Raw genomic sequence first — 11,894 nt, 5'->3', positions numbered from 1 at the left:
GCACGTGACCAGCGTGTCCTGACGTATCCGAACGACCTGAAAGACACCCTCCGGGCCCGTGAAACCCGGCCGTGATCCGGCGGCAACCGGCCAGCCTGTCGTACCCGAACCGCAAAATCAGCCCTGCCGCAATCAATCCGAACCGCTCAGGCAGGGATAGGCACCGGATGAAAGATCGAGGCTAGTCACGGTCTGAACGACGAGAACCTCCGGGTTCGCCGGATCTGCGGATCTGGCGAACCCGGAGGTTCTCGCGTTGCCCGGCGAGGACGCATGGTATGAATCTGCGTATACTCAAAGTATGACAACGACGATCAAGGTGAGCGTCGACCTCCGGGACCGGCTCAAGCAGCAAGCGGCCCGCGAGGGGAGGACCCTCGGGGAACAGATCGAGCATCTCCTCGCCCTCGGCGACCGCGCTGCGCGTTTCGATGCGCTCCGGTCGGCGATCGCGGCGACTCCGGCGGAGAAGCTCGAGTCCTATGCGGACGAGGTACGCGACTGGGAATCCGTTGACCGCTGAGGCGCTCGTCCCCGGTGCCGTGGTCTGGGTGGAACTCGATCCGGCTGCAGGCCGCGAGCAGGGTGGCCGCCGTCCCGCGGTGATCGTCGCCGGACGCGACTACCTCGAGGTGGTGGACACACTCGCGGTAATCGTGCCGATAACGACCGTCGATCGTGGATGGCCGAATCACGTGGAGATCCGCGGTGGGGAACTGCGCCGATCCTGCTGGGCGATGACCGAGCAGATCCGGACCGTGTCGAGACGACGCATCGTCGGCCAGGCGGGGCGGGTGGACGGCGAGGTCTTGCGCTCGATCCGGCAGTGGGTGAGCGACTTCCTCTCCGACGGCTGACCGCGACGCGGGTCGATCGCCACGGGGCGACAACCGGAGACTCGCCCAGGAGTGGACCCACCGCCGGCTCGGCGCCGCCCCACCCGAACGGCGGCAGCCGCCGAGCGGCCGGCCGCGCAGAACGGTCAGCGGCCCGGGCGGGGTCGGTCGGTCGGGAGACCGGAACTCAACGCCGCCGGGCCGGGTCCGTAGCATGGGCGGCTGTGGAATCCACCGGTGTCTTCGACGTCGATCTGCGCGGCCTGATCGACGTACTCGGAACCAACCTCTACACCTCTCCCGCGGTCTACATCCGTGAGCTGCTGCAGAACGCGATCGACGCGCAGGCTGTGGCCGGCCGGATCGACGCCGAGGTCTCGATCGTCACCGACGGGCGTGAGTTCACCATCACCGACTCCGGGGTGGGCATGCACGACGGCCAGATCGCCGAGCTGCTCGGCACCATCGGCCGCAGTTCCAAGCGCGACGAGCTCGGCTTCTCCGGCGGTGAGACCATCGGCCAGTTCGGGGTGGGTCTGCTCAGCGGTTTCCTGGTGGGCGAGGCCATCGAGGTGAACTCCAAGGCCGACGGCCACCCCGCCGCGTCCTGGACCGGCGAGGCGGCCGGCCGGGTGCAGGCCGGGCCGGGCGATCGCACGGCCACCGGTACCACCGTGCGGATCGTGGCCCGGCCGGGGATGGAGCGCTGGCTCCAACCGGAGCGGGTGGCCGAGCTGGCGGCCGAGTACACGGCCCTGCACCCCACCCCGGTGACGGTCAACGGGGTCCGCGTCAACCCCGACCGGAGGCTCTTCGACGACGATCCCGGTGCCCGGGCCGCCGCCCAGGTCGCGTACTGCCAGGACGAGTTCGGCTTCACCCCGCTCGAATCCTTCGACCTGGACATCCCCCAGGCGGGGCTGCGCGGCATCGCCTATGTGCGGCCCAGCGGCGGCGACCTCGTGGCCCGTGCCGGGCACCGCGTCTACGTCAAGGGCCTGCTGGTGGGCGACGTTCCCGAGCTGGTGCCGGAGTGGGCGTACTTCGTGCGGGTGCTGGTCTGCGCCGACGGCCTCACCCCCACCGCCTCCCGGGAGTCGGTGGTGCGCAACGACCTCTTCGCCGAGGTGCACGGCGCCATCGGGGAGCAGGTCGTGGGCTGGCTGACCGGGCTCGAACAGCGTCCGAGTCTGCGCGAGAAGTTCCTCGGTGTGCACGAACAGGGAATCAAGGCGCTCGCCGCGCACCGCCGCGAACTGCTCGGCTTCGTCGACCGGCACTGTCTGTTCGAGACCAACTCCGGGGCCATGCCGCTGGCCACCTTCCGGGCGCGCTTCCAGACGCTGCGCTACACCACCAGCGTCGACGACTTCCGGGTGCTCGGCGACGTGCTCAGCGGCCGCGGCATGGGACTGGTCAACGCCGGCTACGCCTTCGAAGCCGCCGTGATCCGGGCGCTCGTCGCCGACAACCCGGAGGTGGTCAGCGAGTACGTCACCCAGGACGTGCTGCTGTCGGCGCTGGGCACGGTGGACGAGCCGACCCGGGAGCGGTTCGCCGGTGCGGTCTCGCTGGCCGAGACCGCTCTGGCCCCGTTCGGCTGCGACACCACCCTGACCCGCATCGAGCCGGACACCCTGTCGGCGATTCTGCTCACCGACGATTCGGCCCGGCTGGCCGCCGATCGGCGGGACATGCTCGCCGACGTGGCCGGTGAACCGGACGCCTGGCTGGCTGCGCTCGGTGCCGTCGACGCGGCCGCCCCGGCCCCGCAGGTGCGGCCGGTGCTCGTGCTCAACACCGCCAACGCGCTGATCGGCCGGCTGCCGGAGATCACCGATCCCACCGTGGCCGGCGCGCTGGTGCGCACGGTCTACAGTCAGGCGCTGGTGCGCGCCCGGCGGTCGCTGCCGGCCGCCGCGGCCGCCGAAGTGGATTCGGCGATCAGTCTGCTCGCCGACCTGGCCACCCGAAAGGATCGCTGATGACCGCCACCGAAGCCGACCTCGACGCCTTCCGCAGCGACCTGTGGCAGGCACGCTACGGCGACCCGCGATTCGGGCACGAGGACTTCACGCCGTTCCCGGCGCTGATCGCCCGCGCCGACGAGCTCGGCGATCCGTACTGGAGCTACATCGCGCGGCTGGAGGCCGCGTACGCCGGAATCTGGGCGGGCAAGGCCGTCGACGTGCTCACCCTGGTGGCCTGGCTTCTGCGCGAACGCGACCGGCGCGGCCCGGAACTCGACCTCGAGGACTGGCAGCTCTATCAGCTCAACACCACCGTCGCCGACCTGCTCGAAAGCATCGCCGATCTGCCCGAACTGTCCCTGGAACAGGCCGAGGCGCTGGTCGTCGACTGGGAAAAGCGCACGGCCGGAACCGAATTCGGGACCCGGGTGATGCCGGCGCAGGTGCGTGCGGCGATCGCGGTGCACCGCGGTGACGAGTCCGCAGCCCACACCCTCCTCGATGCGCTCGACGACTTCACCCCGCCCGCCGGTACCTGCGAGGAGGGCGCCCGCGGCGGCGTGGCCGCGGCCTACAGCCGGCTCGGCGATCAGGCCCGCGCCCTGGAGTTGTCCGAACCGGATCTGATCGACAACGGCGACCGCTGCGGCTTCTTCCCGGCCGAGACGCAGGCCAGCCTGATCGCGGCCTGGGCGGCGCAGGGCCGGCGCGACGAGGTGATCGCCGCAGCCGCGTCGATCGCCCGCATCTACGGGCCGTTCCCGGTGCTGTCGAAGATCACCGACGCCATCGTCGCGCTGCTCCGGGTGGACGCGTTCACGCAGGCGCACCAACTGGCCGTCACCGAGCTGGGCAGCCTCGACCGGGCGTTCACCCCGCTGGCCGAGGCCGAGCAGGCGGCGGCGCTGGCCGCGGTCTTCGCCTCCGCCGCCGATGCCGATCCGGATGCGGTGGTGCTGCGCCGCGAGCATCCGGGGGCCCCGGCCCAGCTGGCCGGTGCCCGGGAGCTGGCCGACGATCTGGCCGATCGGGCCCGCTCCATCGCCGGCCGCTTCGACGTGCGCAATGCGAGTTCGGCCGTGTCCCGGCGGATCGAGGAGATCCTGGCGCTGCGCGCCGCCGCCGCGCCGGCCTCCGGGGTGAAACCGGTCGCCCGGCGCAGCGCCGAAGAACTGCTGGCCGGGATGTCGGCGTTCGCGCTCACCTCGCCGCGCCGGTCGGAGGCCTGTGCCGACGCGCTGGCCGGGCGGGTCGACGAGCTGTCCGGCCGCCACCGGCTGCGGGCCGAGATGATGCTGGCCACCCGGCGGCAGGCGGAGGATCCGCTCGGGGTGATCGCGCAGCTGCGCGATGCCGCCGAGCGCGCCGAGCCGATCTCCGGCTCGCTGGCCGGGCAGGCCCGGCTGATGGCCGACCGGCTGGCCGTGGAGTATGCGGACCTCGATCCCGAGGCGATCTCCGGGCTGCCCGCCTCCGACCCGTCCTGGCCTGCGCTCTCGGCCGCCGGCTACTGCCGCAACCTGGCCCTGATCTCGGCTGAGCTGGATCCGCAGCGCGCCGCCGAGGCCGTCGCCGACGGGATGGCGGCCCTGGACGCCGCCGACCGCGGCGAGCGGCCCTACGCCGACGCGGACCGGGCCGGCGAAGCCGAGTCGGTGCCGGCGGATACGGCCTCCGCGCGGGTGGAGCTGCTGATGCGCCGGGCGGCACTGACCGACCTGGCCGGCGGCGACGATCGGCCACATGTGGACGCGGCGCTGACCTTCGGGCGGCGGGCGGTGGAGCTGGCCTCGACCGCCGATCAGCGGCTGTCCGCGCAGGCCGATCTGGTGTGGGTGCTCGGGGTGGCCGCCCAGATGCAGGCCGGCGCCGATCCGCAGGCGGCGATCCGGCTGCTCGACGAGGCGGTGGAGCACGCCCGCTTCGCGCAGCGGGCCCACGTGTTGCGGCTGCGCGGCGAACTGCGCGGCTCCGTCGGCGACCTGGACGGCGCCTTCGACGACAACGAGCAGGCGATCGCCGTGCTCACCGTCGAAGGCCTCGACGCGGAGGCCGACGCCGCCGTGCTCGATCAGGTGATCGTGCGCCTCGAACGCGACGACGAGCCGCGCGCCATCATCGAGACGATACGGCCGGTGATCGATCGGGTCACCGAACGCGGCGACGAGATGGGCGCCCTGCACGCGGTGGGACTGCTGGGCCGGGCCCAGGTCGCCGCGGGACTGTCCGAGGACGCCGTCGGCTCCTTCGGCCGGGTCCTCGACGCGGCCTCCGGCGAGGAGCACCCGGGGTACATCGGGCAGATCTACCAGCTTCGGGCCGGCGAGGAGATGGACCTGCGGCGGTACGCCGACGCCTACGCAGATCTGCAGGCGGCGATCGCCTGCTTCGAGCAGATCGACGGCCTGTACGAGATCGGCGCGGCATTGCGGATGGCCGCGGTGTCGGCGCACTTCGCCGGCGACGACCCCGCGGCGCAGGACGCGCTGACCCGGGCCGAGAGCGTCTACGACCGGCTCAGCGCCGACCGCCCCGTCGACTTCGAGCGCGCACGGCTCGACTTCGCCCGCGCCGACATCGTCCGCCGGGACGACGCCGACCGGGCCGAGGTGATTCTGGACTCGGTGATCGAGCGGGCACAGACCGCGCAGTGGCTGCCGCTGGCGGTGAACGCGCTGTACCTCTCGGCGTGCATCGCACTCGACCGGGAGGACGACCGGGACCGGCATCGGGCGCTCGCGGAGCGCCGGATCGCCGACGGGCTGCGCCTGGATCCCGAGCACGGCGGTTTCATGCAGCTGCGCGGGGAACTCGACGAGCGCGACCAGGACTGACCGGACCGGGCCACCCGCATCCGGGACGTTGGACCGTCGTCGCCGGCGTTCGCTGAGGCTAGGCTGGCCTCAGCACGTCAACGACGACGGAGGAACCATGACCTTTGTGAACATCACCGCCCTGGCCTACCCGAAGGGAATGGAGGCGGAGATCGAGCAGCGCTTCGCCGCCCGCAAGAAGGGCGTCGACCAGGCCGAGGGTTTCGTGGAGTTCGAGCTGCTGCGCCCGGTCGAGGGCGAGGACCGCTACTTCGTCATCACCCGGTGGGACTCCCGCGAGAACTACCAGAAGTGGAGCGACGCCCGGGACACGGGCGCGCACGCCGGTGACGAACGCCGCGGGATGAGCGTGGACGTCTTCGGCTTCGACGTCGTCGACTGACCTCCCGACCGGCCCGCGTCCCGCGGCCGCGCCGTCGACGAACGCGGCACGCAGACCGGTACGCGACTGTGCGCAGACGCGCGTACCGGTTCTGATGTCGCGGACTATCCGGTGGCCGGGGCGAGGTCCACGGACTCCTCGGACGGCGGCGGGGACGGGCGACGGCGGGTGCGCAGAGGCAGCAGGGCGAGCGAGCCGAGCAGTGCGGCGACCCCGCACAGCACCAGGAACCGCCGGTCCGCGAGCCAGGCGGCCAGCAGCGGACTGCCCGCCCGGGCCAGCGCCATCGGCACGGTGATCGCCGCGAGCACCGTCGCGAAATGCGCCACCCCGAAGCGGTCGGCGACCAGTGACGGCCGGGCGATCACGCTGACGCCCTGCCCCAGTCCGACCGCCGCCACACACAGCAGCGTCAGCGGGATCGACAGCCCCACCAGCGGCAGGATCGCCAGCCCGGCCCCCTGCGCCGCGAAGGCGAAGGCCGCCGCCGACTCCATCGGCGCCCGCCGCGCCACCGTGCTCAGCACCAGCCGGGAGAGCACCTGCAGCACCCCGATGACGATCGGCACCGAGGTGGCCACCCGCTCCGAGTGGCCCACGTCCCGCAGATAGGTCACCACCAGCAGCAGGAACGCGGCCGCCGACGCGGCCTGCAGGACGAACGACGTCAGGAGCAGCCAGAAGTCTTTGCGCCTCAGAACTTCCCGGAGACTCGAGCCCTCCCGCCGGGGCGCCTGGGCGCGATGGGCGGCACCGCCGGGAATCGCCCAGAGGTGCGCCGGAATGCTGGCCCCGGCCATCACCGCCGCCAGGATCAGCAGACAGGTGCGCCAGCCGAACTCGGTGTTCATCCAGCCCATCACCGGATACACCAGGTAGGTCGCCAGCCCGGCGATCATGGTGATCGCGAGGATCGCCCGGTCCCGGTGTTCGGCGGTGGTGGTCACCACGATCACCGCGAACGCCGCCTCATAGGTGGACATCACGATCGCCGCCCCGATCAGAACGAACGAGGTGTACAGGCCGGTGAGCGACTGCGCCTGCGACCACGCCACCACCCCGGCCGCCCCGATCGCCGATCCGGCGGTCATCAGTGCGCGCCCGCCCCGCGCATCGAGAAGCCGGCCCACCGGCAGCGCCACCAGTGCCCCGACCAGGGTGGACACCGTGGACGCCCCGGCGATCGCGGTACGGGAGACGCCGAGATCGTCGGCCATCGGCACCAGCAGCACCGGCAGTACCTGGATCATGGCCACATAGCCGAGGGTGCTGCTCAGCGAGAAGACGGCGATCAGCAGCGGCCGGGACCCCGGCGTGAGCCAGGCCGGCCGGCGGACCGCGCTCATCCGCGCAGCAACGGAAGCAGAATCTCGCCCTGACGCTCGATCTCCCGGCGGTACGGGGTGTCCGAGAGAATGAAGTGCGTGATACCCAGATCCTCATAGCGGCGCAGCGACTTGGCCACGTCCTCGGCCGAGCCGACCAGCCACGTCGATGCGGCGCCGCCGGCCCCCACCCGGCCGGGCGCGGTGTAGAGGTTGTCGTCGAGCACGTCTCCGCGCTCGGCCAGATCATAGAGCCGCTGCTGCCCCACCGCGCGCCGGCGATGCGGGTTGTAGCCGACCGGCGGTGCGCCTGCGTCGGCCTGCTTCTGGGCCAGGTCCGCCACCTTGCGCTCGGCGACGTCCCAGGCCTCCTCGGAGGTGTCCCTAACGACGGTGGTGATGCGCAGCCCGAACTGCAGCGGTGGCAGTTCCCGGCCCTGCTGCTCGGTCAGCCGGCGCAATCGGTCGATGCGTTCGGCCAGATCGTCGCGGGGCTCTCCCCAGAACAGCTGGACGTCGGCGAGCCGGGCGGACACCCTCTCCGCGGCCGCCGACGCGCCGCCGAAGTAGAGCGGCGGATGCGGGCGCCCCGGCCGCGGCGTGACCCGCGGCTGCACGGTGGAATCGGTCACCGCGAAGTGATCCCCGCGGTAGGTCACCTGCTCGCGCGTCCACAGTGCGCGTAGCAGTTCGATGAACTCCGCGGTGCGTTCGTAGCGCTGCGACTGATCGCTGTCGTCGTCGCCGTAGGCGGCCAGATCGTCCTTGCCGGAGACGATGTTCACCCGGGCCCGGCCCCCGCTGAGCTGGTCGAGCGTGGCGATGGAGGCGGCCAGGTTGGCCGGTCGCCAGTAGCCGGGCCGGACCGCGACCAGAGGTGAGAAGGTGCTGGTCCGCGCCGCGAGGGCGGTCGCCACGGTGAAGGTGTCCGGACGGCCCCAGCCGGTGCCGATCAGGGCGCCGGAGAAGCCGGCGCGCTCGAGGGCCAGTGCCTGGCCGGCGAGGGTCTCGAGGCTGTTGTGCCCGTCCTGCGGCTCGTCGCCGCGGTGTCCGGGAGCGACTTCGTTGGGGATGTACCAGAGGTAGTCGGAGGTCATGGTCGGTGTGTCTTTCGGTTCGTGGGTTCCGTCGGGGCTCAGCGGGCGAGCAGGGCCAGCTGGGCATCGCGCACCTCGGTGCGCTGTCCCTGGACGAGAACGAAGAGAGCGTTGCGGGCGTAGAGCTGGGCGGTGTCGTCGCGGGCCAGGCCGCGGCCCGACCGGGAGATCAGCAGGGCGCGGCTGAGCGTCGACAGTGCTTCACCGCTGGCCGCCTTGGTCGCGAGCCGTTCGTCGATGCGGTGCAGCGGGTCGCCTCCGTCGAGCGCCTCGTCGGCCAGGCCGTACGCCTGCGCGCGGAGCCCGTCCACCCGCGGACGCCAGTGGACGGCCACATCCTGTGCGGCCGCATGCGGGGACTGTTCGAGTTCGGCCAGAATCGCCTCGGCCAGCCCGAAGTGCTGTCCACGGGCATCTCCGGCCGTACCCAGATCGGTTGTCCGCCACTGGGACAGCGGTTGCCGGGCGATCACGTCCTCGTCGGCGACGAAGGCCTCGTCGAGGCGGACGCGCAGGGTGCGGCTTCCGGTCAGTGCGGCCAGTTCCAGGTGTTCGGCGCGGGTGCGGTCGCTGACCGGCACCAGGGTGGTGAGCACCGTCGCGGTGTCGGGATCCACCGCCCCCACCGCGAGCACGGAGTTCAGTCCCCAGCCGCTCACCCAGGAGAGCGTGCCGCTCAGCGCCCAACCGCCCGGCACCGGCCGGGCCCGGATGTAGCGCTGCGGGTAGCGGCGCACATCGCTCAGGCCGGCACCGGCGAGCACCTCGCCGGCCAGAATCGACCGGGCCGCGGGGGAGAGGTCGCCGTTCGTGCGGTCGCCGTCGACGGCGGCCAGCCGGCCCACGATCGGGGCGTGCTGGGCCCACACCAGCCAGGTGTTGAAGCAGGCGCCGGCCAGCAGCTCGTGGATCCGGCGATCGGTCTGCCGGTCGGCGGCCGCGCCGCCGGCCCAGCGCGGCGCCAGATGATTCAGCAGTCCCAGTCCGGCCAGTTCACCCACCCGGCCGGCGGTCACGCCGGCGGTGTCGGTGGCGACGGCGGTGGGTGCGAGCACCGTCCGGGCGTACTCCTGTACCCGCTCCAGAAGGCTTGCGGTGGTGGGGGAGTCGGTCGGTGTCAGGCCGACGGAGCTCATCGTCGATCACCTGATTCGGGGCTGGGAGAAGTGGTCACCGGACGGACACTACGACCGTCGCCGCGGGCTGTGCCCGGTTGCGCCCGGGCTGGTTCTTTCGCTCGGGTTAGACCCAGGCCCGGTGAAACAGGTGACCCTCTGCGGTGGCGGTGTTTGACTACTCGCCGAGCCGCCGGCCGTGACCTGCCGCTGCGGATTCCCCGCCTTCTTCCGGCCTCATCTCAGGCCTGTTCAGTGCTTCGGTGAAAGGACCCCTGCCATGTTCTCCACGAGAGTCCGACGACGATCCCTGATCGCGGCGGCCCTTGCCTCCTCGGCGATCGTGCTGGCGGCCTGCGGGTCCAACGCGGTGCAGTCCAGCGACGGCCCACCCGTCTACGGCGGCACCCTGACCTTCTACGATCCGGTCGAGTACCAGGCCTGGAAGCCGACCAACTCGCTCTGGTCCAACAGTCAGGTGTCCAACAACCTCGCTGAGCGGCTGGTCTGGCAGGACCCGGAGACCGGTGACTACAAGCCCTGGCTGGCGCAGTCCTGGACGGTCAGCGACGACCATCTCACCTACACCTTCACGCTGCGCCGGGGCGTCACGTTCAGCGATGGCACGCCGCTCACCGCTGCGGTGGTCAAGCGGAACTTCGACCAGCACGGCTTCGGTGACGAGGCCCGCGGCATCACCAAGGACCCGTTCTGGACCGCCTACGCGGGGACCGACGCGCCCGACCCGGAGACGGTGGTGGTCAAGCTCTCCGAGCCGAATGCCGGCTTCATCCAGATCCTGTCCAACTACCGGGCCAGCTCCATTCTCGCCGACTCCTTCCTGGAACGGGATCTCAACGGCCAGAGCGACATCCGCAACTGGGTGGGCACCGGTCCGTTCGTGGTGGAGTCCGCCGACGGCACGCAGGGGGTGACCCTCAAGCGCCGCGACGACTACAACTGGGCGCCCGAGGGCTCCAAGCACACCGGCAAGGCCTACCTCGACCGGGTGGTCTTCAAGACGGTGCCGGAGGCCGGTACCCGGGTGGGCGCCCTGAAGTCGGGTGAGGCGCAGGTGGCCCGGAACATCGCGCCCTACGACGAGGAGACCATCACCGCCGACGGCGGCACGCTGATCACCATCCCGGTGCAGGGCGAGACCAACGATCTCACCGTGCAGCTGATCGATCCGGCCTCGCCGGTCGCGGACCGGAACGTGCGGCTGGCACTGCAGGCCGCGACCGACCGGACCGAGATCAACCAGTCGGTGCTCTCACCGAACTACCCGATCCCCACCGGCGCACTGGTCAAGGGCACCCCGCTGCGCGGCGATGCCTCCTCCTACCTGGTCTACGACCTGGACAAGGCCAAGAAGCTGCTCGACGACGCCGGCTGGAAGCCCGGCTCGGACGGGATCCGGAGCAAGGACGGCAAGCGGCTCTCGTTCAACCTGCGGGTGGCGCCCTACTACCAGGTGTCCCAGTCGGTGCTCGAGGTGCTGCAGTCGCAGTGGCGCAAGGCCGGCGCGGAGATCAAGCTCACCCGGCCCTCGCTGACCGAGTACGAGTCGCAGCTGGCCGACGCCAAGGACTGGTACTGGACGCAGGGCCAGACGTCGACGGCCGAGCCGAGCGTGCTGCGCACCGCCTACGACAGCGAGCAGCAGGACGTTCTCAAGGCCCCGCAGCCGGATAAGAAGCTGAACGCGCTGCTGGCCGAGCAGTCGGCCGAGTTCGACCCGGTCAAGCGCAAGGCCAAGATCCAGGAGATCGAGGACCACATCTTCTCGCAGGGCTACTCGATTCCGCTCTACGACGAGACCCAGGTGTTCGGGGTGGCGCCGTCGGTGCACGGCTTCACCACCGAATCGACGGCCCGCTCGTGGCTGTACGACACCTGGGTGAGCCCGGGAGGCCACTGACATGACCCGCTACATCGTGCGGCGCCTGGCCGCGGCGGCCGCGGTCCTGTGGGCCGCCTACACCCTCTCGTTCCTGCTGCTGAGTGCGCTGCCCGGCGACGCCGTCACCAACAAGGTGCAGAATCCGGAAGCGCAGCTCTCGCCCGAGTCGGCACAGGCACTGATCGCCTACTACGGGCTCGATCGCCCGCTGTGGCGGCAGTACCTGGACAGTCTCGGCGGCCTCTTCCAGGGTGATCTGGGCTATTCGATCACCAACGGCCGGCCGGTCGCGGAGCTGCTCGGCGAGGCGCTGCCGTCGACGCTGGCCCTGACCGCCCTGGCCCTGGTGATCGGGCTGGCGCTGGCCGCGCTCATCGGACTGCTGGCCAACTAGGCGCGCTGGTCCTGGCTGCGTGGCCTGATCGCCTCGCT

General features: G+C 71.3%; 10 protein-coding genes. 7 read left to right on the top strand and 3 right to left on the bottom strand.

Translation table 11 applies throughout. From position 1 onward, the window contains the following. Positions 1 to 301 precede the first annotated feature (301 nt). The 5 genes from ACJMNC_RS15570 (at position 302) to ACJMNC_RS15550 (ending at position 6,022) form a co-directional block, all read left to right on the top strand. Complete coding sequence (locus tag ACJMNC_RS15570; RefSeq protein ID WP_408948876.1) at positions 302 to 523, top strand: toxin-antitoxin system protein; 222 nt, start codon at positions 302 to 304, stop codon at positions 521 to 523. Beyond that, the gene (locus ACJMNC_RS15565) at positions 513 to 857 is read left to right on the top strand and encodes a type II toxin-antitoxin system PemK/MazF family toxin (protein ID WP_408948875.1); all 345 of its coding nucleotides are present in this window, start codon (positions 513 to 515) and stop codon (positions 855 to 857) included. The genes ACJMNC_RS15570 and ACJMNC_RS15565 overlap by 11 nt, the downstream gene beginning before the upstream one ends. Before the next feature lie 203 nt (positions 858 to 1,060). Continuing rightward, positions 1,061 to 2,821 carry an HSP90 family protein gene (locus tag ACJMNC_RS15560; RefSeq protein WP_408948874.1) on the top strand — a complete coding sequence of 587 codons (1,761 nt, stop codon included), beginning with the start codon at positions 1,061 to 1,063 and terminating at the stop codon, positions 2,819 to 2,821. Next, positions 2,821 to 5,640 (top strand): hypothetical protein, encoded by a 2,820-nt coding sequence (locus tag ACJMNC_RS15555; protein ID WP_408948873.1) that lies wholly within the window; start codon positions 2,821 to 2,823, stop codon positions 5,638 to 5,640. Before ACJMNC_RS15560 ends, ACJMNC_RS15555 begins: the two co-directional genes overlap by 1 nt. 97 nt (positions 5,641 to 5,737) lie before the next feature. Next, positions 5,738 to 6,022, top strand: a complete 285-nt coding sequence (locus tag ACJMNC_RS15550; protein ID WP_408948872.1) for an antibiotic biosynthesis monooxygenase family protein — start codon at positions 5,738 to 5,740, stop codon at positions 6,020 to 6,022. A 104-nt stretch (positions 6,023 to 6,126) separates the two neighbouring features. On the opposite strand, the gene ACJMNC_RS15545 is transcribed toward ACJMNC_RS15550, so the two are convergent. Genes ACJMNC_RS15545 through ACJMNC_RS15535 form a run of 3 tightly spaced genes read right to left on the bottom strand, consistent with a single transcriptional unit; the run spans position 6,127 to position 9,580 of the window. Beyond that, complete coding sequence (locus ACJMNC_RS15545; RefSeq protein ID WP_408948871.1) at positions 6,127 to 7,368, bottom strand: MFS transporter; 1,242 nt, start codon at positions 7,366 to 7,368, stop codon at positions 6,127 to 6,129. Then, entirely contained in the window at positions 7,365 to 8,444 is a 1,080-nt protein-coding gene (locus ACJMNC_RS15540) for an LLM class flavin-dependent oxidoreductase (RefSeq protein ID WP_408948870.1), read from the bottom strand. The genes ACJMNC_RS15545 and ACJMNC_RS15540 overlap by 4 nt, the downstream gene beginning before the upstream one ends. 38 nt (positions 8,445 to 8,482) lie before the next feature. After that, positions 8,483 to 9,580, bottom strand: coding sequence for an acyl-CoA dehydrogenase (locus tag ACJMNC_RS15535; RefSeq protein WP_408948869.1), 1,098 nt, complete (start codon positions 9,578 to 9,580; stop codon positions 8,483 to 8,485). A gap of 259 nt (positions 9,581 to 9,839) precedes the next feature. Between ACJMNC_RS15535 and ACJMNC_RS15530 the strand changes: the two genes are divergently transcribed. Both ACJMNC_RS15530 and ACJMNC_RS15525 read left to right on the top strand, forming a co-directional pair. Continuing rightward, positions 9,840 to 11,480 (top strand): ABC transporter substrate-binding protein, encoded by a 1,641-nt coding sequence (locus ACJMNC_RS15530; RefSeq protein WP_408948868.1) that lies wholly within the window; start codon positions 9,840 to 9,842, stop codon positions 11,478 to 11,480. 1 nt (position 11,481) lies between these two features. Then, entirely contained in the window at positions 11,482 to 11,856 is a 375-nt protein-coding gene (locus ACJMNC_RS15525) for a hypothetical protein (protein ID WP_408948867.1), read from the top strand. The last annotated feature ends 38 nt before the right edge of the window (positions 11,857 to 11,894 follow it).

The organism is Gordonia sp. VNK21 (assembly GCF_046098115.1).
Taxonomy (GTDB): Bacteria; Actinomycetota; Actinomycetes; order Mycobacteriales; family Mycobacteriaceae; genus Gordonia.
This window is presented reverse-complemented; position numbering and strand designations above follow the sequence as displayed.

Coding starts and splice junctions, on each gene's coding strand:
- ACJMNC_RS15525 (WP_408948867.1), top strand. CDS start 11,482: ATGACCCGCTACATCGTGCGGCGCCTGGCCGCGGCGGCCGCGGTCCTG.
- ACJMNC_RS15530 (WP_408948868.1), top strand. CDS start 9,840: ATGTTCTCCACGAGAGTCCGACGACGATCCCTGATCGCGGCGGCCCTT.
- ACJMNC_RS15545 (WP_408948871.1), bottom strand. CDS start 7,368: ATGAGCGCGGTCCGCCGGCCGGCCTGGCTCACGCCGGGGTCCCGGCCG.
- ACJMNC_RS15550 (WP_408948872.1), top strand. CDS start 5,738: ATGACCTTTGTGAACATCACCGCCCTGGCCTACCCGAAGGGAATGGAG.
- ACJMNC_RS15540 (WP_408948870.1), bottom strand. CDS start 8,444: ATGACCTCCGACTACCTCTGGTACATCCCCAACGAAGTCGCTCCCGGA.
- ACJMNC_RS15555 (WP_408948873.1), top strand. CDS start 2,821: ATGACCGCCACCGAAGCCGACCTCGACGCCTTCCGCAGCGACCTGTGG.
- ACJMNC_RS15570 (WP_408948876.1), top strand. CDS start 302: ATGACAACGACGATCAAGGTGAGCGTCGACCTCCGGGACCGGCTCAAG.
- ACJMNC_RS15535 (WP_408948869.1), bottom strand. CDS start 9,580: ATGAGCTCCGTCGGCCTGACACCGACCGACTCCCCCACCACCGCAAGC.